Source organism: Pseudocitrobacter corydidari (assembly GCF_021172065.1).
In the GTDB taxonomy this organism is placed as follows: domain Bacteria; phylum Pseudomonadota; class Gammaproteobacteria; order Enterobacterales; family Enterobacteriaceae; genus Pseudocitrobacter; species Pseudocitrobacter corydidari.
This window is the reverse complement of sequence record NZ_CP087880.1, coordinates 4,547,600-4,570,385: the sequence shown is the minus strand read 5'-3', so window position 1 is coordinate 4,570,385 and position 22,786 is coordinate 4,547,600. Positions and strand designations below refer to the sequence as shown.

Annotated in this window: 21 protein-coding genes and 1 riboswitch; of the genes, 12 read left to right on the top strand and 9 right to left on the bottom strand. The window is 54.1% G+C overall.

Annotated features, from left to right (window positions below; all coding sequences use genetic code 11):
- The first annotated feature begins 10 nt into the window (after nt 1-10).
- Nucleotides 11-685: a protein-disulfide oxidoreductase DsbI gene (gene dsbI / locus G163CM_RS21370; protein WP_231826204.1), complete on the top strand. Its 675-nt coding sequence runs from the start codon at nt 11-13 to the stop codon at nt 683-685.
- A 106-nt stretch (nt 686-791) separates the two neighbouring features.
- Here the strand turns inward: dsbI and ygiD are convergent, their stop codons facing one another.
- The gene (ygiD, locus tag G163CM_RS21365; RefSeq protein WP_231826203.1) at nt 792-1,580 is read right to left on the bottom strand and encodes a 4,5-DOPA-extradiol-dioxygenase; all 789 of its coding nucleotides are present in this window, start codon (nt 1,578-1,580) and stop codon (nt 792-794) included.
- 191 nt (nt 1,581-1,771) lie between these two features.
- Between ygiD and zupT the strand changes: the two genes are divergently transcribed.
- The 5 genes from zupT to G163CM_RS21340 all read left to right on the top strand — a co-directional run bounded on the left by zupT (nt 1,772) and on the right by G163CM_RS21340 (nt 7,746).
- Nucleotides 1,772-2,545: a zinc transporter ZupT gene (gene zupT, locus G163CM_RS21360; protein ID WP_015962966.1), complete on the top strand. Its 774-nt coding sequence runs from the start codon at nt 1,772-1,774 to the stop codon at nt 2,543-2,545.
- 320 nt (nt 2,546-2,865) lie between these two features.
- Entirely contained in the window at nt 2,866-3,429 is a 564-nt protein-coding gene (locus tag G163CM_RS21355) for a fimbrial protein (RefSeq protein ID WP_231826202.1), read from the top strand.
- Between the two features lie 60 nt (nt 3,430-3,489).
- Nucleotides 3,490-5,937 (top strand): fimbria/pilus outer membrane usher protein, encoded by a 2,448-nt coding sequence (locus tag G163CM_RS21350; protein WP_231826201.1) that lies wholly within the window; start codon nt 3,490-3,492, stop codon nt 5,935-5,937.
- 13 nt (nt 5,938-5,950) lie between these two features.
- Nucleotides 5,951-6,682 carry a fimbrial biogenesis chaperone gene (locus tag G163CM_RS21345; protein ID WP_231826200.1) on the top strand — a complete coding sequence of 244 codons (732 nt, stop codon included), beginning with the start codon at nt 5,951-5,953 and terminating at the stop codon, nt 6,680-6,682.
- Nucleotides 6,679-7,746 carry a fimbrial protein gene (locus G163CM_RS21340; protein WP_231826199.1) on the top strand — a complete coding sequence of 356 codons (1,068 nt, stop codon included), beginning with the start codon at nt 6,679-6,681 and terminating at the stop codon, nt 7,744-7,746. Before G163CM_RS21345 ends, G163CM_RS21340 begins: the two co-directional genes overlap by 4 nt.
- Before the next feature lie 47 nt (nt 7,747-7,793).
- Here the strand turns inward: G163CM_RS21340 and ribB are convergent, their stop codons facing one another.
- Nucleotides 7,794-8,447: a 3,4-dihydroxy-2-butanone-4-phosphate synthase gene (gene ribB / locus G163CM_RS21335; protein ID WP_015962961.1), complete on the bottom strand. Its 654-nt coding sequence runs from the start codon at nt 8,445-8,447 to the stop codon at nt 7,794-7,796.
- 105 nt (nt 8,448-8,552) lie between these two features.
- Nucleotides 8,553-8,702, bottom strand: a riboswitch (FMN riboswitch).
- A gap of 121 nt (nt 8,703-8,823) precedes the next feature.
- Between ribB and ubiK the strand changes: the two genes are divergently transcribed.
- Nucleotides 8,824-9,090, top strand: coding sequence for a ubiquinone biosynthesis accessory factor UbiK (ubiK, locus tag G163CM_RS21330; protein WP_015962960.1), 267 nt, complete (start codon nt 8,824-8,826; stop codon nt 9,088-9,090).
- A gap of 53 nt (nt 9,091-9,143) precedes the next feature.
- Here the strand turns inward: ubiK and glgS are convergent, their stop codons facing one another.
- From glgS to G163CM_RS21310, 4 genes are all read right to left on the bottom strand, one after another.
- Nucleotides 9,144-9,344, bottom strand: coding sequence for a cell surface composition regulator GlgS (gene glgS / locus G163CM_RS21325; protein ID WP_231826198.1), 201 nt, complete (start codon nt 9,342-9,344; stop codon nt 9,144-9,146).
- Between the two features lie 191 nt (nt 9,345-9,535).
- Nucleotides 9,536-10,969 (bottom strand): bifunctional D-glycero-beta-D-manno-heptose-7-phosphate kinase/D-glycero-beta-D-manno-heptose 1-phosphate adenylyltransferase HldE, encoded by a 1,434-nt coding sequence (gene hldE / locus G163CM_RS21320; protein ID WP_015962958.1) that lies wholly within the window; start codon nt 10,967-10,969, stop codon nt 9,536-9,538.
- A gap of 47 nt (nt 10,970-11,016) precedes the next feature.
- A complete protein-coding gene (glnE, locus tag G163CM_RS21315) occupies nt 11,017-13,857 on the bottom strand; it encodes a bifunctional [glutamate--ammonia ligase]-adenylyl-L-tyrosine phosphorylase/[glutamate--ammonia-ligase] adenylyltransferase (RefSeq protein ID WP_231826197.1) in 2,841 nt (946 codons plus the stop codon).
- Between the two features lie 21 nt (nt 13,858-13,878).
- Nucleotides 13,879-15,180 carry a CYTH domain-containing protein gene (locus G163CM_RS21310; RefSeq protein ID WP_231826196.1) on the bottom strand — a complete coding sequence of 434 codons (1,302 nt, stop codon included), beginning with the start codon at nt 15,178-15,180 and terminating at the stop codon, nt 13,879-13,881.
- A gap of 251 nt (nt 15,181-15,431) precedes the next feature.
- Here G163CM_RS21310 and G163CM_RS21305 point away from each other — a divergent pair, with 251 nt between their 5' ends.
- A complete protein-coding gene (locus G163CM_RS21305) occupies nt 15,432-16,052 on the top strand; it encodes a TIGR04211 family SH3 domain-containing protein (protein ID WP_041686171.1) in 621 nt (206 codons plus the stop codon).
- Between the two features lie 58 nt (nt 16,053-16,110).
- Nucleotides 16,111-17,352, top strand: a complete 1,242-nt coding sequence (locus tag G163CM_RS21300; protein ID WP_231826195.1) for a multifunctional CCA addition/repair protein — start codon at nt 16,111-16,113, stop codon at nt 17,350-17,352.
- A 10-nt stretch (nt 17,353-17,362) separates the two neighbouring features.
- On the opposite strand, the gene bacA is transcribed toward G163CM_RS21300, so the two are convergent.
- Together bacA and folB are read right to left on the bottom strand one after the other, a co-directional pair.
- Nucleotides 17,363-18,181, bottom strand: a complete 819-nt coding sequence (gene bacA, locus G163CM_RS21295) for an undecaprenyl-diphosphate phosphatase (protein WP_015962953.1) — start codon at nt 18,179-18,181, stop codon at nt 17,363-17,365.
- An 84-nt stretch (nt 18,182-18,265) separates the two neighbouring features.
- The gene (gene folB / locus G163CM_RS21290; RefSeq protein WP_015962952.1) at nt 18,266-18,634 is read right to left on the bottom strand and encodes a bifunctional dihydroneopterin aldolase/7,8-dihydroneopterin epimerase; all 369 of its coding nucleotides are present in this window, start codon (nt 18,632-18,634) and stop codon (nt 18,266-18,268) included.
- Between the two features lie 107 nt (nt 18,635-18,741).
- Between folB and plsY the strand changes: the two genes are divergently transcribed.
- The gene (plsY, locus tag G163CM_RS21285) at nt 18,742-19,359 is read left to right on the top strand and encodes a glycerol-3-phosphate 1-O-acyltransferase PlsY (RefSeq protein WP_149463893.1); all 618 of its coding nucleotides are present in this window, start codon (nt 18,742-18,744) and stop codon (nt 19,357-19,359) included.
- 74 nt (nt 19,360-19,433) lie between these two features.
- Here plsY and tsaD read toward each other — a convergent pair whose 3' ends face one another.
- Nucleotides 19,434-20,447 (bottom strand): tRNA (adenosine(37)-N6)-threonylcarbamoyltransferase complex transferase subunit TsaD, encoded by a 1,014-nt coding sequence (gene tsaD / locus G163CM_RS21280; RefSeq protein ID WP_231826194.1) that lies wholly within the window; start codon nt 20,445-20,447, stop codon nt 19,434-19,436.
- Nucleotides 20,448-20,682: 235 nt separating this feature from the next.
- On the opposite strand from tsaD, the gene rpsU reads away from it, so the two are divergent.
- Both rpsU and dnaG read left to right on the top strand, forming a co-directional pair.
- Complete coding sequence (rpsU, locus tag G163CM_RS21275; protein WP_001144069.1) at nt 20,683-20,898, top strand: 30S ribosomal protein S21; 216 nt, start codon at nt 20,683-20,685, stop codon at nt 20,896-20,898.
- 115 nt (nt 20,899-21,013) lie between these two features.
- Nucleotides 21,014-22,759, top strand: a complete 1,746-nt coding sequence (gene dnaG / locus G163CM_RS21270) for a DNA primase (RefSeq protein ID WP_231826193.1) — start codon at nt 21,014-21,016, stop codon at nt 22,757-22,759.
- Nucleotides 22,760-22,786: the final 27 nt, after the last annotated feature.

The following is a 22,786-nucleotide window of genomic DNA, read 5'->3' as shown; positions in this document are numbered from 1 at the left end:
GGAAACGCTTATGGCTTTCATTAAGGGATTATTGAGAGACCTGCGAAGAACGCCGGTCGATACGCTGGTGAGGTGGCAGGAACGGCGCTTTCTGTGGCTGTTTATGGCTATCGCGATGGGCGCGCTTATCGTGCTGGCGCACTCATTCTTCCAGATCTATCTCTACATGGCCCCGTGCGAACAGTGTGTTTATATTCGCTACGCGATGTTTGTGATGGTATTTGGCGGCGTGATTGCGGCGATAAACCCAAAAAACATTATCCTGAAACTGATTGGCTGCGTAATGGCGTTCTACGGCAGCATTATGGGGATTAAGTTTTCGATCAAGCTGAACGGTATCCATTATGCGGTGCATAACCCGGACCCCGACGCGCTGTTTGGCGTACAGGGCTGTTCAACTGACCCAACTTTTCCCTTTAATCTGCCGCTGGCGCAGTGGGCGCCGGAATGGTTCAAACCGACCGGCGACTGCGGCTATGACGCGCCCATCGTGCCTGATGGCGTCACGCTTAGTAGCACTCAACAATGGTTTGTTAATTTGTACCAAAGCTCAGAAGGCTGGTATCTCCTGCCGCCATGGCATTTTATGAATATGGCGCAGGCGTGCATGCTGGCTTTCGGAACTTGCCTGGTGCTGCTGCTGATTATGAGCGCAGCCTGGGGTATAAAGCTGGTCAGAGGATGAAACAAGCCTGATGGCGCTGCGCTTATCAGGCCTACCGACAGTCCGTAACACATTGACAGAGCGGGCTATTCGTAGGCCGGGTAAGCGCAGCGCCATCCGGCAAAAACTACCCGATTTGAACAGACAACATGCTTAAGCTGCCCATCTCCAGGCCATCCACCGGGATCGTGATAGGTTCTTCGCCATCCCACGCGCCCAGCACATACAGCAGCGGCAGGAAGTGATCCGCCGTCGGGTTCGACAATGCGCCGCCTTCATGATCCAGATAGTTCACCAGTGGATGCTGTTCCGTTGGCCCTTTCCAGCTCAGATTCTCTTTCACATACTCATTAAAGGACGATGCCCAAGGATACGGCGTGCCATCACCGTGCCATTTCGCGGTCCGCAGGTTATGCACCACGTTGCCGCTGGCCACCAGCATAATCCCTTCATCGCGCAGGCTGGCGAGCTTACGCCCCATCTCCATGTGCCACGCCGCCGGTTTAGTGCTATCAATGCTTAACTGCACCATCGGAATATCCGCGTTCGGGTACATCTTAATCAGCACGCCCCAGGAGCCGTGGTCAAAACCCCAGGCTTCATTGTCCAGTGTTACAGGCACCGGTGACAGCAATTCAACCAGCTTCTGCGCCAGTGCCGGAGAGCCCGGTGCCGGATAGTGAATGTCATACAGCGCCTGAGGGAAGCCGCCAAAATCATGAATCGTCTTCGGCGTTTCCATGGCCGTCACGCCGGTTCCACGGGTGAACCAGTGGGCGGAAATCACCACAATCGCTTTTGGACGCGGCAGCGTCTCGCCCAGATGCTGCCAGGTGCGGGTATAGATGTTGTCTTCCAGCACGTTCATCGGGCTACCGTGACCTAAAAACAACGCTGGCATTCGGGTACGAGACATGGTGTTATCCTCATAAAGAGTACGATGTAATAACACTACATTAACCTGTTTTAGACAGGGTGAAACTCAGATAAGCGTGATGATGATCTTCAGAAAATTTGAATGTAAGCTGGAGTAAAGACGCAATAAGCCTCTCGTAATGGACGACAACTTTTAGTATAAATGATAATCATTATCATAAGGAGTAAGCGATGTCGGTACCCTTAATTCTGACCTTATTAGCGGGTGCGGCCACGTTTATTGGCGCGATCCTTGGCGTTATCGGGCAAAAGCCATCTAACCGCGTGCTGGCGTTTTCGCTGGGCTTTGCGGCGGGCATTATGCTGCTGATTTCCCTGATGGAAATGCTGCCTGCCGCCCTGCATACCGAAGGCATGTCGCCCGTATTGGGCTACGGTATGTTTGTCGTCGGCCTGCTCGGCTATTTCGCGCTCGATCGCCTATTGCCGCACGCCCACCCGCAGGATTTAGCGCCTGCGGATGTAAAACCCCTGCCGCCCAACATCCGGCGAACGGCGGTTCTATTGACGCTGGGCATCAGCCTGCATAACTTCCCGGAAGGTATTGCGACGTTTGTTACGGCCAGCAATAACCTGGAACTCGGCTTCGGCATCGCCTTTGCCGTCGCGCTACACAATATTCCGGAAGGCCTCGCCGTTTCCGGGCCCATTTATGCCGCTACTGGCTCAAAGCGAAAAGCGGTATTCTGGGCAGGAATTTCCGGGATGGCGGAAATCCTCGGCGGCGTGCTGGCATGGCTCATACTCGGTAGCCTGGTGTCACCGGTAGTGATGGCGGCCATTATGGCGGCGGTGGCCGGAATTATGGTCGCGCTGTCAGTGGATGAGCTGATGCCGTTGGCGAAAGAGATAGACCCCAACAACAACCCAAGCTACGGCGTATTGTGTGGCATGTCTGTGATGGGGCTTAGCCTGGTCCTTTTACAATCGATTGGACTCGGATAATATTTTTACGCCGTGCCAGGATTACAGCACGGCGTAATTAAGCCGGCTACATTGTGTCACACAATTTAATCCGAAAATTCAGTAACCCACTTGTAAGCCCAGAAGATTTCATAATAATAACCATACAAAAAATTGAGCTATTTAACAAAACCAATCACAACACAAATATTATCATTAGATAATATTATTAAAGACAATATTTTAAGTTTTATGAATTTCACTTTTAAGCCTTCCTAATTCTACATTAATACTCCTTACGATATAATTGAGTCAAAGAATATTAAATTTAAACCTATCTCTTTATATTAAAAGGATATTCTATGATTTCAGGAAAGAAAACATTGCTGGCGTTGGCATTAACCGCTCTCACTTCTGGATATGCGCTGGCGGATGTCGACGGCGGTGGCGGCAAAATTACGTTTACGGGTCTGGTCATCAGCGCGCCGTGCTCTATTCAGGCTGACGATGTTGATAAACAGGTCAATCTGGGGGAAGTTCCGGCTACCTATATCAATGCGAACAATCACTCTGATGCAGTAGACTCAAGCCTGCATCTGATTAACTGCGACTTACCAAATTCCGACAACGGAAACGCGCAGAAAGTGACCAAAGTTGACGTTACCTTCAGCAGCGGCAGCGTTGATCCTTCAGACAGCAGCCTGTTAACCAATACCTACGCCAGCGGCGCGACCAACGTCGGTGTGCGTATTCTGGATAAAAACAGCAGCAATATCACTCTGGGCGCAGCACAAACTCTCGACCTTATCGCAGCGTCCCAAACCCAAATCCTGCCATTTAAAGCCTGGATGGAAAAAATCGGCTCCAACAGCGTCACGCCGGGAGGCGTAACGGCGACGGCAAATTATACGCTGACCTACAAGTAATAGATGGCGGCCTCTATGGCCGCCCCTTTCGCTTATTGCAATAGCCCCGGTAAGGACGCCATGGATACTTGCAAGTTTCTGATTTTAAGCAGTGGTTTGTTATTCACCGTCTCTGCTCAGGCCGTTGAATTCAATCTCAATGTTTTGGATAAGTCTATGCGTGACAGCGTAGATATTTCATTGCTTAAAGAAAAGGCAGCGATTGCCCCCGGAAACTACTTCGTTTCCGTGGCGGTAAACAAAAATCTTATTTCTGCCGGGCAGGAGCTTCACTGGAAAGCCAATGGAAAAACGGTGGCGGTTTGTATTCCGGCTGAACTTGCCGATCAACTCGGTCTTAAGGAAAACATCCGCAACGCACTAACGCTGAAAGAGGGGTGCGTCGATTTTAGCAACCACTCTGCTATCCAGTTTACACTGGATCGTGCCGATCAGCGTCTGGATGTCAGTATCCCCCAGGCAATGCTCTCCTGGAAATCAGACAACTGGATGCCTCCTTCCTCCTGGGATGATGGGGTGGCGGGCTTGCTGCTGGATTACAATCTTTTTGCCAGCACTTATCGTCCTAATCACGGCGAGCACAGTGAAAATATTAACTCTTACGGTACGGCGGGGCTGAATATGGGCGCATGGCGTCTGCGCAGCGACTACCAAATTAGCCAGAACCGTAACGATGAAAGCTCACAAACCACGCGTGGTCTCTCGCGCACCTATCTTTTTCGCCCACTCCCTGCACTTGGCGCAAAACTCACGCTGGGCGAAACCGATTTCAGCTCCAGTATCTTTGATGCTTTTGCCTACAATGGTGCGGCGCTCGCCAGTGACGATCGCATGCTGCCCTGGGAACTGCGTGGCTACGCGCCGCAGATAAGCGGCATCGCCCAGACTAACGCCACGGTAACGGTCAGTCATGCCGGGCGCGTTATCTACCAGACAAAAGTTGCACCCGGCCCGTTTATCATCAGCGACCTCAACCAATCGGTACAAGGGACGCTGGACGTCAAAGTCACCGAAGAAGATGGGCGGGTTAACAGTTTTCAGGTTTCAGCTGCCTCTACGCCATTTCTCACCCGTGAAGGCCAGGTGCGCTATAAGTTCGCCGCAGGTCGGGCACGCCCGGATATATCCCACCACGTGATTGACGATACGTTTGCCAGCGGTGAAGCCTCGTGGGGGATGCTGTCAAATACCTCACTTTATGGCGGCGTACTGGCCGCAGGAAGCGATTACCGTTCGGTGGCGGTTGGCATCGGGCAAAATATGCTATGGCTGGGCGCTTTGTCTTTCGACGTCACCCACGCCAGCAGCACGTTCGATGATGGTCATACGGAAAAAGGACTCAGCTACCGCCTGAACTACAGTAAGCGATTTGATGCTACAGACAGCCAGATTTCGCTGGCGGCGTATCGCTTCTCCGAACGCGAGTTCCACAGCTATGCCAACTTTATAGACCATCAATATAACGATGCTGACACGCAGGATGAAAAACAGACCATCAGCGTGTCATTCAATCAACCTATCACCCCGCTCAACCTTAACCTTTATGTCAGCGCACTGCGTCAGAAATGGTGGGATGGCGATAGCTCGACAACCGCCACGCTTACGGCGGGATATAACTTTGATCTCGGTGAGTGGAAAGGCTTATCGCTATCAACATCATGGAGCACCACGCGCTATGAAGAAAGCGATACGGATAACCAACTGTACGTTTCGCTCTCCATTCCTTTTGGCTACAGTCGCCGCCTGAACTACGACATGCGCAATAGCAATACCACCAGCAACATGCTGAGCTGGAGCGATGCGTCAAATCCCCGCAATACCTGGGGCGTCTCTGCCGGTGTAGAAACAGACAAACCGGATAACGGCAGCCAGTTCCGCGGCAACCTTCAACACCTGACTTCGCTGGGTGATTTACAACTGGCTGGCAGCTACGCCGCCAGCGATTACAGCTCATTGAGCGCAAGCTGGAGCGGTTCGGTCACCGCCACCCGTCACGGCCTGGCGATGCATCGCCGAAGTTTCGGCAATGAACCCCGTATTATGATCGACACCGATGGTGTTCCGGGCGTGCCCGTGCAGGGTGACTTCAATGAAACAAATCGACTGGGATATGCGGTCGTTCCCATGGCTGGAAGCTATCAACCTACGTCTATTGCCGTAAATATGAATCAACTGCCGGATGGCGTAACGGTTAATGAAAGCATTACCCGTGAAACCTGGACGGAAGGCGCCATCGGCTATAAAACCGTAGCATCGCGTACAGGTCGTGATATTAGCGTCATTTTGCGGACGCCCGATGGTCATTACCCCCCGCTGGGTGCGGTGATTCATCAAGCCGAAAGTAACATTGATATCGGAATGGTCAGTGAAGAGGGCCATGCCTGGTTAAGCGGCATTAAGGATAACCAGCAGTTTGACGTGATGTGGGGAAAAAACCAGCGCTGTACCATCTCGCTCCCAAATAATTTAGAACATATAAAACAACAAGTTATTTTACCTTGTCATTAATTAAGGATGAAAGATGACACTCTCAAAAACACTCTATATTTTAACTTTGTTGATACCGCTAGCCGCGCATTCGGCTATCCAGCCTGACAGAACGCGTATCGTTTTTAACAGCGCTGATAAAGCCAGCAGCCTGAGGCTGGAAAACCAAAGCAAAAAGCTCCCCTATCTTGCCTACTCCTGGATTGAAAATGAGCAGGGCCAAAAGGACGACCGCTATTTTTCGGCACTTCCGCCTATTCAACGTCTGGAACCAGGTACCCTGACGCAGGTTCGTATTGTTAAACAGGCCAGCGTGAAATCACTCCCGGCAGACAGAGAGTCTCTCTTTTACTTCAATGTGAGAGAAATTCCGCCAGAGCCTGAAAACAGCGGTAATATCGCAGTCGTGCAGCTTGCTGTTCAGTCCAGACTAAAACTCTTCTGGCGCCCGGAGGCACTAAAAAAAACGCCGGGGGTGATTGTGGAAGAGCAGCTTACCGCGTCGCAGCATGCCAGCACGTTACGGGTGCAAAACCCAACAGGTTATTACATTACGCTGGCATTTTTTGGCAAAGATGACCGTAGCCTTTTTCCCGGATTTAAAAGCACCATAATTGCCCCTTTCTCTGCCGTCACTCTTGATGCAGGAAACTATACGGGCAATACCTATGCATTGGGTTACATGGATGACTACGGCGCAATGCGCACACTTAACGTGCGATGCCATGGGCAGTGTGACGTCAAAGCCCCGGAGAAGAAAAAATGAAGCGCCTGCTCTGCCTGACGTCGTTAGTGCTGCTCATGCTTATCCCTTTGCGCTCCGCCCTGGCGGTTAACTGCTACCTGGGTACAACAGGCGGGCCGGTTGAAGGTTTTACCAACATTGAGCCATTTGCCGTTCCGAGCAACGCGAAACCGGGTGATAAGATTTGGGAAAGTAACGATATTAAAATTCCGGTTTACTGCGATACCGGCACCGCGCCTAACTTCGGTAATGAGGATATCTACGCATGGGTGAATCCTTACATTTCAGCGAATGACCCTTACTATCAGCTTGGCGTCACCTACGAAGGCGTTGATTACGATGCCTCGCGAGGTAGCATCGGGATTGATACTCATCAGTGTCTGGACAACAAGCAGCTCTCAATTTACACCCCGGAGCAGATTAAAGCGGCCGGATGGGAACACGATCTCTGTTCTGGCGACGTCAACAGCATTCACTATTCGCGAACCTTTGTGGCGCGAATGAGGCTGTATGTGAAAATTATCTCCATGCCACCGCATGATTACAAAAGCAGCATTAGCGATTACATTCTGGTGCAGTTTGACGGCGTGGGCGGCGTAAACCAGAACCCGGAAGCCCAGAACCTGAAATATCATGTCACTGGTCTTGATCAAATTCGCGTGCTGGACTGTAGCGTGAATTTCAGCATCTTCCCGGAAAATCAGACCATCGACTTTGGTAGCTTTAATAATCTGGAAATCGCCTCAAAAACCCTGACACGCAGCTTTTCCATTAAAACCACCAAAAACATTGCCGATTCTCAGTGCACCGATACCTTTAAGGTCTCATCGTCGTTTTACACCACCGAAACGCTGGCGGAAAACGATACCTCATTGCGTATCGGTAATGGGCTGCAGCTCAGGATCCGCGATACGGACGACAATACGTTATTTAACTTTAATGAATACAAAGAGTATGCCGACTTTGACTCCTCGTTATTAATGCGGGAGAAAACCTATCAGGCTGAATTGAGCCAGGTGGCAGGGGAAACGGTAAAAACGGGGCCGTTTGAAACAGTAGTGCTCTTTAAGATTAACTACAACTAGATACGAAAAAGCCCGCATCGCGGGCTTTTTATCGAATAACGCCTCGATTAGCTTGCTTTACGCTCGTGCGCCTGGCGATACGCCACCAGATCTTCAATCGTCACCAGCGCCATATTGTGTTTGCGGGCAAACTCGATGCACTCTGGCGCACGCGCCATGGTGCCGTCGTCGTTGGTCAGTTCACACAGCACGCCCGCCGGTTTGAAGCCAGCCAGAGAAACCAAATCGATGGTCGCTTCAGTGTGGCCGCCGCGAGTCAGTACGCCGCCCTGCTGCGCGCGCAGCGGGAAGACGTGGCCAGGACGGTTCAGGTCAGACGGTTTCGCGCCGTCGGCAATCGCCGCGCGAACGGTAGTCAGGCGGTCAGCGGCAGAAACGCCGGTAGTCACGCCGTGCGCCGCTTCGATGGTGATCGTGAAACCGGTGCCGTATGCGCTGGTGTTGTTCTCTACCATCATCGGCAGATCCAGCTGTTTGCGGCGTTCTTCCGTCAGGCACAGACAAACGATGCCGCTACCGTGACGGATAGTCAGCGCCATTTGTTCAACAGTCATGTTTTCGGCGGCAAAGACCATGTCGCCTTCGTTTTCACGGTTTTCGTCGTCCAGCACCATTGCGCCGCGGCCTTCGCGCAGGGCAATCAGTGCGTTTTCAACGCGTTCAAAAGCAGTACCAAAAGAGGAAAGTAGCGTCTGATTCATGGTAAAAAAACCTCGTTAAAATTATGGTTACCAGAATCAGGGCAGTCTTAGGAGTGCCGGTTTAGCGGCAAATGGATAACGCGAGCGGGCTCAGCCCGACTGGATCGTTACTCTCTCCCATCCGGACTCTAACCGTCGGCCCCGGAATTACACCGGATCTGCTGACCTTTGAGTTTGCACTCAAAGCGCTCGCGGGCTTTCAGCCGTAGCTGATTTACCGCCGGTGGGGAATTTCGCCCCGCCCTGAGAATAAGCGTACTCACTATAACGCTATTGACTATGTTCGGCAATGCATAAGCTTCGAACAATTCTGGTTTATCGGGAGGAAGTAAGGCACTACAATGATCGTCAGAACAGACAAATCAGGTAAACGACGATGATTGACCCGAAAAAAATTGAACAAATCGCACGCCAGGTCCATGAATCTATGCCGAAAGGCCTCCGTGATTTCGGGGATGATGTAGAGAAAAAAGTCCGTCAGGTCCTGCAGTCACAGCTGACTCGCCTGGATTTGGTGAGCCGTGAAGAGTTCGACGTACAGACGCAAGTGCTGCTGCGTACCCGTGAAAAACTGGCGCTTCTTGAGCAGCGTCTGAGCGAGCTCGAGAGCCGGGCGGCCACGCCAGCGGAAGATAAAGAGTAAGAAAAATGCCGGGTGGCGCTGCGCTTACCCGGCCTACGATCGACACAAACCTATCAGTGTTCCAGCTCAGGCACGCTCTGTTTCTGGCAATAGCGTTCATAACGCCTGCAAAACCAGACGCGGTGCTCTTCATCCATGTTGCCAGTAATTGCTTCTAAATCAACGTCCTGACCCTGATCGTGCATTCTGGCAAAGCTCTGGGCCAAAAAATCAAAATTATTCAGGGAATAAATATTGCTGTTGTCCATCGGCATACTCCTTCAGTCGTTGTATATCTGAGTGTATATGCTTTATCTGATTTCAGTATTCGCCGACCAAAAATCAGAATTTGGACATTCCGTGCGCTTATTGTGGATAAAAAATGTGCTAAATCATATTTCTGATAAATCAATAAAAAGCCCTGTCGTCCGAAGGCAACAGGGCTTTTAAACGAAAAAAGTAATGCTTATTTATTCGCGTCTTTTTGAATCTTCTTGATGATATTAGTGGTCGAGCAACCGTCTTCGAAGTTGAGCACCAGCACTTCACCGCCGTTGGCCCACACCTCTTCACTACCGGCAATCTGTTCCGGTTTATAGTCGCCGCCTTTCACCAGGCGATCCGGCAAGATCCCGGCGATCAGGCGCTGCGGGGTATCTTCTTCAAAAGAGACCACCCAGTCGACGGATTCCAGTGCGCCCAGCACGATCATGCGCTGTTCCAGCGGGTTCACCGGGCGGGATTCGCCCTTCAGACGTTTGGTCGAGGCATCGCTGTTCACCGCAACAATCAGGCGATCGCCGAGCTTGCGTGCATTTGCCAGATAAGAGACGTGACCTGCGTGCAGAATGTCGAACACACCGTTGGTCATCACCACTTTCTCACCGCGTTTACGCGCAGCAGCCACCGCCTGCTTCAGCTCTTCTTCGCTCATCACGCCAAAACCGGTTTCCGCACGACCGCGTACGGCGTTTTCCAGCTCGATAGGCGAAACGGTTGACGTACCCAGTTTACCCACGACGACGCCTGCCGCCGCGTTAGCGAAGTAGCAGGCATCTTCCAGAGAATTACCCGCCGCCAGCGTTGCCGCCAGCACGCCAATCACCGTATCACCGGCACCGGTGACGTCATACACTTCCTGCGCCTGGGTCGGTTGATGCAGCGGCTCTTTGCCCGGCTGCAGCAGCGTCATGCCCTGCTCGGAACGGGTCACCAGCAGCGCGGAAAGTTCGTAATCAGCAATCAGCTTCATGCCGCGCTCAACAATCTCCGCTTCGCTTTTGCATTTACCCACGACCGCTTCAAACTCAGAGAGGTTTGGCGTCAGCAGCGTGGCACCGCGATAACGTTCAAAATCCGTGCCTTTCGGGTCGATCAATACCGGAACTTTCGCTTCACGCGCCAGCTTAATCATCTGCTGTACGCTTTCCAGCGCGCCTTTGGCGTAGTCGGAAAGCACCAGTGCACCCACGCTCGCCAGGCCGCTTTTAATGCGGTCATGCAGCGGCTGCGGGTCAACCCCGGCAAAACCTTCTTCGAAGTCGAGACGAATCAGCTGCTGGTTGCGCGACAGCACGCGCAGCTTGGTGATGGTCGGGTGCGTCGCCACGGAGACGAAATCACATTTGACGTTCACATCCGCCAGCGCTTTGTTCAATGCGCGCGCAGCGTCGTCAATGCCGGTCAGGCCGACCAGACGAGAATTCGCTCCCAGGGACGCGATATTCATCGCCACGTTCGCCGCACCGCCAGGACGTTCTTCGATGGTTTCAACCTTCACCACCGGCACCGGCGCTTCCGGAGAAATACGGCTGGTTGGGCCATACCAGTAGCGATCCAGCATCACATCACCCACAACCATCACACCTGCGCGCTCATATTCTGGCAGCGTTACTTTCATTCGTGTCTCCTGAGAGATTCAAAAATTTGGCGCGATAATAGCACATTTCACGGCGTGACCAGCCACTTCAGCCAACTCGCCTCTACCTGTTCGCGTTCGGCGGTAAAACGCTCCAGCCCAACGTTCCCCGGCAACTCCTGCAACGCCAGATGATGCAACGCATCGCGCAGCGTGGTGTAGGCGCGGGTCAGCGCTTGCGCTTCCTGCTCATCCATAATGTCGTTCTGCGCCAGCAGTTCGAGGATGCGCACATTATCAGACCACCGCGTCAGCTTCGGTTTTTCATGCGCGTAGCGCAGCACCAGATATTGCGTAATGAACTCAATGTCGGTGATCCCGCCGGCATCGGTTTTGATATCGAAGCGATCGCGCTGCTTGCCACCCAGATGGGCGCGCATTTTTTCACGCATCTCGCGCACTTCGGTGCGTAAGGTGTCGCCATCGCGGACGTTGGTGAGGATCTGGCGACGAATCGCGTCAAACTGCTGCTGAAGCTGCGGGTCGCCATAGACCACGCGCGCGCGGACCAGCGCCTGATGTTCCCATGTCCACGCCTCATTTTGCTGGTAATCAGCAAAGGCTTCAGCGGTAGTCACCAGCATGCCCGCCGCACCGGACGGGCGCAGGCGCGCGTCAACTTCATAAAGGATGCCGGAGGACGTCCGCGTGCTGAACAGGTGCATAATGCGTTGCGCCAGACGCAGATAGAACTGGCGGCCATCGATTTCGCGGTCGCCATCGGTCATGACATCTGCCGGGCAGTCGTGAAGGAACACCAGATCAAGGTCGGAACTGTAGCCCAGCTCCCAGCCGCCCAACTTGCCATAACCAATTACCGCAAAACCGCGCCCATGACGGTCGTGCAGATGCGTCGGCTGCCCGTAGCGGGCGACCATTTGTGTCCATGCCTGATGCACCACGGCATCAATCATCGCTTCCGCAAGCCAGGTCAGGTGATCGCTCACCTTCATCACCGGCAAGGTTCCGGCGATATCGGCTGCGGCGATGTGCAGCAATTGCGCCTGTTTAAACTGGCGTAATGCTTCAAGCTGTTGTTCTTCATCCTCTTCCGGCACGCGCAGCAAATACTGGCGCAGCTCGTCGCGATAGGCGTCGGTGGCCGTCGGTTGATAAAGCGTGTTCGGGTCGAGCAGTTCATCCAGCAGCAACGGATAACGCGCCAGCTGGCTTGCGACCATCGGCGAGGCCGCGCACAAACGGATAAGGTGTTTCAGCGTACCCGGATATTCGCTCAGCAGCTCCAGATAGGTGGTTCGCGTGACGATGCCAATCAGCAGCGGCGTGATGCGCATCAGCGGCACCGGCGCGTCATCGCGCACGCACACTTCGCTCAACAGATGCGGCATCAGCGAATCCAGCACCTGACGCCCGCGCGGGCCAATGGTGCGTTTATCCAGCTCTTTGCGGAAATCAGCAATCAGCGCCACCACCTGGCGGCGATCGTCTTCGCTGAGGTGCGCCAGCACCGGCGGATTGTCCTCTTCCTGCAACGTGTCCTGCCAGAGTTCGCGCCAGTCTTCAGCCAGCGTTTCCTCTTCTGGCGAGGATTCATCATCGCCAATCAGCTCGTCAAAAATACGCCGCACGCACGCCATCAACTCTTCAAGCTGTACGGTGAGCGCCTCCCAGTCGGCCACGCCCATTCCCCACGCCAGACGCGCGCGGTTAAGGTCGTCACCCGGCAGGGTTTGCGTCTGTTCATCGTTGATGCTTTGCAGCAGGTTTTCCAGGCGACGCAGGAAGAGATACGCCTCGCGCAGCGCGTCTGCGTCATGCTCTGAAAGCAGGTGCAGGTTTTCAATCGCCGCAAGCGTCGGCAGCAGTGATCGCTGCTGTAACGACGGTTCACGCCCACCGCGAATCAACTGGAACACCTGAACGATAAATTCGATTTCACGGATGCCGCCCGCGCCGAGCTTGATGTTATCTTTCAGCCCCCGGCGGCGCACTTCACGGGCAATCATCCCTTTCATGCTGCGCAGCGACTGAATCACGCTGAAGTCGATATAGCGACGGAAAACAAATGGCCTCAGCATGGCGCGCAATTCCTGGCTCCAGACGTCATCGTTGTCGCCCATAATCCGCGCTTTTACCATCGCGTAGCGCTCCCAGTCGCGCCCCTGCTCCTGGTAATAATCTTCCAGCGCAGCGAAGCTCAGCACCAGCGGTCCACTGTCGCCAAACGGACGCAGGCGCATATCGACGCGATAGACAAAGCCATCCTGCGTCGGCTGGTCGAGCACTTTAATCAGCCGCTGACCGAGGCGGGTAAAGAACTGGGCGTTGTCGAGTTCGCGACGCCCGCCGCGCGTGGAGCCATGCTCCGGCCAGGCAAAAATCAGGTCGATATCCGAGGAGAAGTTAAGCTCCCCGCCGCCCAGCTTGCCCATGCCAAGAATCAACAGCGGTTGCGCGACGCCGTCGGCGTTGCTGGGCGTGCCCCATTCCCGGCAACAGGCGTCATAGAGCCAGTCACGGGCGCTGACGATCAGCGTCTCGGCCAGCACGCTTAGCTGTTGCAGCGTATCCACCTCAGAAATCAGCGACAGCGACTGCGCCCAGGCGATGCGTACCATAATACGTCGGCGGAACAACCGCAGTTCGCGCATGATCCCAGCTTCATCGGTTACGTCTACCAGCGCGGCCTGTAGCCAGTCGCGATAGTGCTGCCATTCGTCCGCCTGCGGCGGCTGGCTGGCGAGCGTTTCCAGCCATTCGGGATACATCGTCAGGCTTTGCTGAACGAAATCGCTGAACGTCATGACGGCCTGCGCCTGCGGCGTCAGCGTCGCTACCGGAAAGGTCTCTGGCAGCCGTTCAACCAACGTTTGCCAGTGCTGCTGTAACTGCGATGAAAGCGGGGTCATACTCGATTTCCCTGAGGTCAGTTATCGTTTTCCGCTGTGTAACCAGAATGGCTCAACCGCCAGTGCTTCATTGCGGAAATGTTCAATTTCGATGTGCTGGCGGGTCAAAATGGCGTGACGTAATCCCAGCCAGTTTGCCAGCCATGCGTCGGCCTGAGCGCGATTGTAATAACCCGCCAGCAGCTGTACGCAGGTGATATCGCGCGTTAAACGTGGCAACTGGTCGGCATAGCTGTCGCCCAGCGGATACGCAAAAGTGGTGCGCAGTTCTGCCGCCTGGCGCGAAAGATGGGTATCGGCGAAACGCTTAAAGGAGTCGCTGATTTTGGTCTGCGCTTTGGCATCGAGGAAAGGCTGCCAGCCGCGCGTCACCAGCCACTCGGTGAAGGCCAGTTTAGCCTGCGTCACCGCCACGTTAAAGGCGGCATCATGGGCAGAAATATCGCCGCCCAGCACCGCTTCTGCCTGGGTCAGTAAATCGCGCAGAGGTGCGCTGGCTTTGCGCGGCACCACGCCACCAAACAGCATCAGCGTGTGGCGAATCTGGCCGATTGCCGCCAGCACTTCGTCTTTCGCTTTTCTATTACCGCGAACCCACAGCTCTTCGTGGTATTGCCAGTGCGCCAGCGCTTTTTCCAGCGCCGCTTCCAGCCCCTGTTCGATGGTCGATTTCGGCGCGATTTGCATGATTTCCGCAGGCTTGAGAGGACGTTCCTCGTTGCCCTGCGCCAGATGATAGCCGCGCGCGGCCTTGCTCAGGCTGCCCTGACGCACAAGACCTGTCTGGTTAAGCTGCTGCGCCAGCGTCAGAACATCGGCGGTTTCGCCGGAAAGCAGTTCCAGTTCCAGCTCGCAAATCGGTTCCTGATAATCACCTGCTTTGACTTCGCCCAGGTCGAGCGCGATTTCAATCTGGCTCTTGCCGTGGCTTACCACCCACTTTTCACGCAAGAAATCAGTGCTGAATAGAGGTTGTACCTCCTCCGCCAGCCCATCCGGCAGCTCGCCATTCGGCCAGACTTCGGCAGGCAGCTTTTCCAGCGCGAGTGTCGGTTCATCAAGATTGATATTGTATTCCGGACGCTGATGCAGCCCGCCCACCGTACGACCGGCCACTTTCAGGGTCATTTCATAGCGATCGCCCGCGCCGCGAATGCGCAGGCCCATGTCGTGACGACGCAGCCAGTTATCTTCAGTTTCGTAGTAAATATTGAGGAGTTTCCCGGCGTCCGAATGCTCGGCCTTCAGGGAGGAGAGATGCTGACGCAGGGCATCAACACCTGCCTCATCAACGAGGAACTTTAATTCAATTTCTTGTGCCATGGCTGATTTCTTATGGTTTCGTGGCCCGGAAGTACCCTTTCGGCGAACTTCCAGGTAATCTTTTTGTCAGTAGATAGTATTTTGCGAAAAATTACCATGCAATGCGCAATTTGCGCGGCAACTTTACGCGGTTAACACTCTTGCGACGTCACCCGCGCCTCCTGGATGATTCTGATTGCTGTAGAAGGCTTTGCGTCGCCAGACTGTTGCCACTACTATCGTTCCACTTTTATGACAAAAACGATGACCTGATGCCAAAATTACGCCTAATCGCAGTCACTTTACTTGCACTTACCGCTTCCGCCGTCACCCATGCTGATGAGAAGCGTTATGTTTCTGATGAACTGAATACCTGGGTTCGTAGCGGCCCCGGCGATAACTATCGCCTGGTAGGCTCCATTAACGCCGGTGAAGAAGTCACCCTGCTGCAAACCAATCCCGGCACCCAGTACGGACAAGTTCGCGACGGCAATGGCCGTACCGCGTGGATCCCACTGAAAGAGCTGACGGAAACGCCGAGCCTGCGCACCCGCGTGCCGGACCTGGAAAACCAGGTGAAAACCCTGACCGACAAGCTGAATAATATCGATTCGACCTGGAATCAGCGCACCGCTGAAATGCAGACCAAAGTCTCCCAGAGCGACAGCGTGATCAACAGCCTGAAAGAAGAAAACCAGAAGCTGAAAAATGAGCTGATTGTGGCGCAGAAAAAAGTGAGCGCCGCCAACCTGCAGCTCGACGATAAACAGCGCACCATCATCATGCAGTGGTTTATGTACGGTGGCGGCGTGTTGGGCGCTGGCCTGATTCTTGGCCTGGTGCTGCCGCATCTGGTGCCTAGCCGTAAGCGTAAAGACCGCTGGATGAATTAGCCATAACGCCGCTTCTCTCGTATTATCCACACAGGACAATAGCGAGGAGAAGCGTGGCGTGAAGAGTTATCTGGTCGGTGGTGCGGTAAGAGACGGTTTATTAGGCCTGCCGGTCAAAGATAAAGATTGGGTCGTGGTCGGCGCGACGCCACAGCAAATGCTCGACGCGGGCTACCAGCAGGTAGGCCGCGATTTTCCCGTGTTTTTGCATCCGCAAAGCCATGAAGAGTATGCGCTGGCACGTACCGAGCGTAAATCGGGTTCCGGGTATACGGGTTTTACCTGCTATGCCGCACCGGATGTGACGCTGGAGCAAGATTTACTGCGCCGCGATCTGACAGTAAACGCCCTCGCACAGGACGACAACGGCACGATTATCGACCCCTACGGCGGTCGTGCCGATTTGCAAAATCGTCTGTTACGCCATGTTTCCCCTGCCTTTGGCGAAGACCCGCTCCGCGTGCTGCGCGTGGCGCGTTTTGCCGCACGCTACGCCCATCTTAGCTTCCGCATTGCCGATGAAACCCTGACGCTGATGCGCGACATGACCGCCGCTGGCGAACTTGAACATTTGACGCCGGAACGCGTGTGGAAAGAGACGGAAGGTGCGCTCGGTACTCGTAACCCACAGGTCTTTTTCCAGACCTTACGCGACTGCGGCGCGCTGAAAGTGCTGTTCCCGGAAATCGACGCGCTGTACGGCGTGCCTGCGCCGGAAAAATGGCATCCGGAAATCGACACCGGCGTGCATACGCTGATGACGCTGACGATGGCGGCCATGCTGAGCTCTGAAATCGATATTCGTTTTGCCACCCTGTGCCACGATTTAGGCAAAGGCTTAACGCCAAAACATCTCTGGCCGCGCCATCATGGCCACGGCCCGGCAGGCGTCAAACTGGTGGAACAGCTTTGTATGCGTCTGAAAGTGCCTAATGAGATGCGCGATTTAGCAAAACTGGTGGCGGAGTTCCACGATCTCATTCACACCTTCCCGATTTTGCAGCCGAAAACCATCATCAAGCTGTTCGATTCAATCGATGCCTGGCGTAAGCCACAGCGCGTTGAACAAATCGCGCTGACCAGCGAAGCCGACGTGCGCGGACGTACGCATTTTGAAGCCTGCGACTACCCGCAAGGGCGCTTGCTGCGTGAAGCATGGATCGTGGCGAAAAGCGTGTCGAATAAAGAGGTGATAGAAGCCGGTTTTCAGGGGCCCGCGATCCGCGAAGAGTTGACGCGCCGTCGTATTCAGGCTGTCGCGAACTGGAAAGAAAAACGTTGCCCTCAGCCGAAAGACTGAGGGCTGGGCATCAGAAGAAGACCACGTACACCGCTGCCGCGACGATAAAGCGGTAGATGGCGAACGGGATAAACGAGATGCGTTTGATGAGTTGCAGGAAGGTTTTGATGGCAATTAACGCGACGACAAACGCCATTACGAAACCAACCGCGAACATCGGCAAGTCGGCAAGCGTCAGGAAGTGCCAGCTCTTATAGAGATCCAATGCCGTAGCACCCATCATCATCGGCACCGCCAGCAGGAATGAGAATTCCGACGCCGCATAGCGGCTTACGCCCATCAGCATGCCGCCGGAAATGGTCGCGCCGGAGCGAGAAAAGCCCGGCCACAGCGCCAGACACTGGAAGCAGCCAATCATAAACGCCTGACGATAGGTCATGTCGTCCACGCCTACCGCGCGCGGCTGTTTTGGCTTCAGGCATTCGGCGGCAATCAGCAGGAAACCGCCGACCACCAACGCGTACATCACGTTAACCGGATTAAACAGCGACTTGATGGTGTCGTGGAACACCAGCCCCAGCACCACCGCCGGGATCATCCCCAGCAGAATGTGGATGAGCGACAAACGCCCTTTTCCTTCACCTTCATGAACCGGTCGGCCAAAATGGATGCCGATCAGGCTAAACAGACGGCGCCAGAACATCACCACCACGGCCAGAATCGAACCGAGCTGAATCACCACTTCAAACGTTTTCGCCGTTTCACCTTCAAAACCCAGCAAATGCCCCACAATAATCATGTGGCCGGTGCTGGAGACAGGCAGAAACTCCGTCAATCCTTCGACAACACCCAGAATAGCCGCAACCAGCAGCGAGTGCATATCGCTCATCACTTAAACCCTTAAAATTTAAAAAATAAAATAAACCCGGCTCTAAGACCGGTGTAATAGCGTTTGGTTTAATACATTGTGAATTTAAATAGTTTGTTTCAGATTTTGGCCACGCTCGATGATAACGCCCACGTTCGCCGCCCTGGCGACCGCGCCGGGTTTGCTCACTTTGATACGCACCCATGGGGAGTTAAAGCGCGTCATGAGCAGTTCGGCCACCTCTTCCGCCACGCGTTCAACCAGCGCAAAGCGGCTACCTTCGACATGTTCAATCACCGCTTCACTAATATCGGCATAGCTCAGACAATACTTAACGTCGTCGCTGGATGCCGCCCGCCGGTTGTCCCATCCCATTTCGATATCGAACACCAGTTTCTGCTCGATAGTCTGTTCCCAGTCGTAAACACCGATAGTGGTGATTACCGAAAGTTGCTCTATAAATACAATATCCATCACGACCTGCCTGCTTTTTGGCTGAACCGGATACCACTTCCGGCGAATTATGCGTATTATCCACAGATGCAGAGAATACTTCGACATTTTCACAACGGAACAGCGTTATGAGTGCAATCGCGCCTGGAATGATCCTCCTCGCCTACCTTTGCGGCTCAATTTCCAGCGCCATTCTGGTCTGCCGCATCGCGGGTTTACCCGATCCTCGCGAGAGTGGTTCCGGGAATCCCGGGGCGACCAACGTTTTACGAATTGGCGGCAAGGGAGCAGCCGTAGCAGTTCTGATTTTCGACATCCTGAAAGGGATGTTGCCGGTCTGGGGCGCATATGCCCTCGGGCTTACTCCGTTTTGGCTGGGGCTGGTGGCGATTGCTGCCTGTCTTGGACACATCTGGCCGGTTTTCTTCGGTTTTCACGGTGGAAAAGGCGTCGCCACCGCATTTGGCGCGATTGCGCCGATTGGCCTCGATCTCACCGGCGTGATGGCGGGCACCTGGCTTTTGACCATCCTGCTGAGCGGCTATTCATCGCTGGGCGCCATTGTCAGCGCGCTGGTTGCGCCGTTTTACGTCTGGTGGTTTAAACCGCAATACACCTTCCCGGTGTCGATGCTGTCGTGCCTGATCTTACTGCGTCATCATGACAATATTCAGCGTCTGTGGCGTCGTCAGGAAACAAAAATCTGGGCGCGGTTTAAGAAGAAAAAAGAAGAAGAGAAAAAATAAAAGCGTGCCGAATGACACGCTTTTGTTTTGTATTTTACAGGCCGGATAAGCGCAAGCGCCATCCGGCATTGCCGTCACGCCGCCGGTAACTCCGCCAGCGGCCACCGTGGACGCACGGTCACGCCAAGGTCTGCATTTACCCCCGCTTTGAAGCGCACCATGCCCGCATAGGCAATCATCGCCCCATTATCGGTACAAAATTCCGGGCGCGCGTAGAACACTTCACCGCGACGTTTCTGCATCATCTCCGCCAGTTTTGCACGCAAGGTTCGGTTAGCGCTCACGCCACCTGCCATCACCAGACGCTTGAAGCCGGTTTGATCCAGCGCGCGTTTGCACTTGATCATCAATGTATCGACCACCGCATCTTCAAAAGCACGGGCGATATCGGCACGCGTTTGATCGTCGTTGTCATTATTGCGAATGGTGTTCGCCGCGAAAGTTTTCAGGCCAGAGAAGCTGAAATCCAGCCCCGGACGGTCAGTCATCGGACGCGGGAAAACAAAGCGCCCTTCCGTGCCCTGAGAGGCCATTTTCGACAGCATCGGGCCGCCTGGGTAGTCAAGCCCCAGCAGTTTGGCGGTTTTATCGAAGGCTTCGCCCGCCGCGTCATCAATTGATTCGCCCAGCAGTTCATACTCGCCGATGCCGGTCACGCTGATAAGCTGCGTATGACCGCCAGAGACCAGCAGCGCCACAAACGGGTATTCCGGCGGGTTATCTTCCAGCATCGGGGCCAGCAGGTGACCTTCCATATGGTGTACCGGGATCGCCGGAACATTCCAGGCAAACGCCAGCGAACGCCCAACGGTTGCGCCAACCAGCAGCGCGCCAACTAAACCCGGCCCGGCGGTATAGGCCACGGCATCAATATCTTTTGCCGTCAGATTCGCCTCTTTCAGCGCGGCCTGAATCAATGGCACCGTTTTACGCACGTGATCGCGCGAGGCCAGTTCAGGCACGACGCCGCCGTAGTCAGCATGTAATTTCACCTGACTATACAATTGGTTGGCTAACAGACCTTTTACATCGTCATAAATTGCGATGCCGGTTTCATCGCAGGATGTTTCAATTCCCAGTACACGCATGGCTAGATTTACCTCGTTTCAATACCGCGCAGTGTAGGTTTTCTGCCCCGGCTTGTAAAACATTGTTCGCCCCAGGAACCTGCTTCGTGTATACTCCCCACCCTTAAAAAGTCCCTTTCAAAAACGCGTCGGTGCTTTACAAAGCAGCAGCAATTGCAGTAAAATTCCGCACCATTTTGAAATAAGCTGGCGTTGATGCCAGCGGCAAACCGAATTTATTAAAGGTGAGAGTTACATGCCGGTAATTAAAGTACGTGAAAACGAGCCGTTCGACGTAGCACTGCGTCGCTTCAAGCGTTCCTGCGAAAAAGCGGGTGTTCTGGCGGAAGTTCGTCGTCGTGAGTTCTATGAAAAACCGACTACCGAACGTAAGCGCGCTAAAGCTTCTGCTGTGAAACGTCACGCGAAGAAACTGGCTCGCGAAAACGCACGCCGTACTCGTCTGTACTAATCTCTTGAGAGCACACGCTCTCAATTGTCAGACCGAGTAGTAGTTGCAAGGCCGTGCTTCCGGAAGGAAAGCGCGGCTTGTTTTCGTTTAAGCATCATTAAAAACTACGGGGCTTATGGCTGGACGAATTCCGCGCGTATTCATTAATGATCTGCTGGCACGCACCGACATCATCGATCTGATCGATGCGCGAGTGAAGCTGAAAAAGCAGGGCAAGAACTATCACGCGTGCTGTCCTTTCCATAACGAGAAAACCCCCTCTTTCACCGTCAACGGTGAAAAACAGTTTTACCACTGCTTCGGCTGTGGCGCGCACGGCAACGCCATCGACTTTTTGATGAACTACGACAAGCTCGAGTTCGTGGAAACCGTCGAAGAACTGGCCGCCATGCACAACCTTGAAGTGCCGTATGAAGCAGGCAATGGGCCGAGTCAGATAGAGCGCCATCAACGGCAAAGTCTCTATCAACTGATGGACGGTCTGAACGCGTTTTATCAGCAATCCCTGATGAATCCTGCCGCTGACCCCGCGCGCCAGTATCTGGAAAAGCGTGGCCTCAGCAGCGAAGTGATTTCTCGTTTCGCGATTGGTTATGCGCCTCCGGGTTGGGACAACGTCCTGAAACGCTTTGGCGGCAATAGTGAAAATCGCCAGGCGCTTATCGACGCCGGCATGCTGGTAACCAACGATCAGGGGCGTAGCTACGACCGCTTTCGCGAGCGCGTCATGTTCCCTATTCGCGATAAACGTGGCCGGGTAATTGGTTTTGGTGGACGCGTGCTGGGCGATGCCCTGCCGAAATACCTCAACTCCCCGGAAACCGATATTTTCCATAAGGGCCGTCAGCTGTATGGCCTTTATGAAGCGCAGCAAACAGAAGCTGAACCCCAGCGTTTACTGGTGGTCGAAGGCTATATGGATGTGGTCGCTCTGGCGCAGTACGACATTAACTATGCCGTCGCCTCGCTTGGCACCTCAACCACCGCCGACCATATTCAGCTGCTGTTCCGGGTGACGAATAACGTCATCTGCTGCTATGACGGCGACCGTGCTGGCCGTGATGCCGCATGGCGTGCGCTCGAAACAGCGCTGCCGTACATGACCGACGGGCGTCAGTTACGCTTTATGTTTCTGCCCGACGGTGAAGACCCGGATACGCTGGTGCGTAAAGAGGGTAAAGCAGCATTTGAAGCGCGGATGGAGCAGGCTCAGCCGCTCTCCACGTTTCTGTTTAACAGCCTGATGCCGCAGGTCGATTTGAGCACCCCGGACGGGCGCGCGCAGTTAAGTACGCTGGCGCTGCCGCTCATCGGCCAGGTTCCGGGCGAAACCTTACGCATCTATTTGCGTCAGGAGCTGGGAAACAAACTGGGTATTCTGGATGACGCCCAGCTTGAACGTTTGATGCCAAAACAGGCAGAAAATGGCGTGGTCCGCCCCGCCCCACAGCTAAAACGCACGACCATGCGTATACTGATAGGGTTACTGGTGCAAAACCCCGATCTCGCGCCGTTGGTTCCCCCTTTAACGGGGCTGGATCCGAAAAAACTGCCGGGACTTGGCTTATTTGCAGAACTGGTCAACACTTGTTTGTCACAGCCTGGACTGACCACTGGTCAACTTCTGGAACAATATCGTGGCACAAATGAAGCCGCGACCCTTGAAAAACTGTCGATGTGGGACGATATAGCAGATAAGGATATCGCAGAAAAAACGTTCACCGACTCACTCAACCATATGTTTGACTCATTGCTGGTTCTGCGACAAGAAGAGTTGATTGCTCGCGATCGCACACATGGACTCAGCAGTGAGGAACGCCGGGAACTCTGGACGCTAAACCAGGAACTGGCCAAAAAATAGAATTGAACGGCTTAAGTGCCGAATATC

Bases quoted from the DNA above. Each gene is read 5' to 3' on its own strand.
- dsbI (WP_231826204.1), top strand. From the start codon at position 11: ATGGCTTTCATTAAGGGATTATTGAGAGACCTGCGAAGAACGCCGGTC.
- ygiD (WP_231826203.1), bottom strand. From the start codon at position 1,580: ATGTCTCGTACCCGAATGCCAGCGTTGTTTTTAGGTCACGGTAGCCCG.
- zupT (WP_015962966.1), top strand. From the start codon at position 1,772: ATGTCGGTACCCTTAATTCTGACCTTATTAGCGGGTGCGGCCACGTTT.
- G163CM_RS21355 (WP_231826202.1), top strand. From the start codon at position 2,866: ATGATTTCAGGAAAGAAAACATTGCTGGCGTTGGCATTAACCGCTCTC.
- G163CM_RS21350 (WP_231826201.1), top strand. From the start codon at position 3,490: ATGGATACTTGCAAGTTTCTGATTTTAAGCAGTGGTTTGTTATTCACC.
- G163CM_RS21345 (WP_231826200.1), top strand. From the start codon at position 5,951: ATGACACTCTCAAAAACACTCTATATTTTAACTTTGTTGATACCGCTA.
- G163CM_RS21340 (WP_231826199.1), top strand. From the start codon at position 6,679: ATGAAGCGCCTGCTCTGCCTGACGTCGTTAGTGCTGCTCATGCTTATC.
- ribB (WP_015962961.1), bottom strand. From the start codon at position 8,447: ATGAATCAGACGCTACTTTCCTCTTTTGGTACTGCTTTTGAACGCGTT.
- ubiK (WP_015962960.1), top strand. From the start codon at position 8,824: ATGATTGACCCGAAAAAAATTGAACAAATCGCACGCCAGGTCCATGAA.
- glgS (WP_231826198.1), bottom strand. From the start codon at position 9,344: ATGCCGATGGACAACAGCAATATTTATTCCCTGAATAATTTTGATTTT.
- hldE (WP_015962958.1), bottom strand. From the start codon at position 10,969: ATGAAAGTAACGCTGCCAGAATATGAGCGCGCAGGTGTGATGGTTGTG.
- glnE (WP_231826197.1), bottom strand. From the start codon at position 13,857: ATGACCCCGCTTTCATCGCAGTTACAGCAGCACTGGCAAACGTTGGTT.
- G163CM_RS21310 (WP_231826196.1), bottom strand. From the start codon at position 15,180: ATGGCACAAGAAATTGAATTAAAGTTCCTCGTTGATGAGGCAGGTGTT.
- G163CM_RS21305 (WP_041686171.1), top strand. From the start codon at position 15,432: ATGCCAAAATTACGCCTAATCGCAGTCACTTTACTTGCACTTACCGCT.
- bacA (WP_015962953.1), bottom strand. From the start codon at position 18,181: ATGAGCGATATGCACTCGCTGCTGGTTGCGGCTATTCTGGGTGTTGTC.
- folB (WP_015962952.1), bottom strand. From the start codon at position 18,634: ATGGATATTGTATTTATAGAGCAACTTTCGGTAATCACCACTATCGGT.
- plsY (WP_149463893.1), top strand. From the start codon at position 18,742: ATGAGTGCAATCGCGCCTGGAATGATCCTCCTCGCCTACCTTTGCGGC.
- tsaD (WP_231826194.1), bottom strand. From the start codon at position 20,447: ATGCGTGTACTGGGAATTGAAACATCCTGCGATGAAACCGGCATCGCA.
- rpsU (WP_001144069.1), top strand. From the start codon at position 20,683: ATGCCGGTAATTAAAGTACGTGAAAACGAGCCGTTCGACGTAGCACTG.
- dnaG (WP_231826193.1), top strand. From the start codon at position 21,014: ATGGCTGGACGAATTCCGCGCGTATTCATTAATGATCTGCTGGCACGC.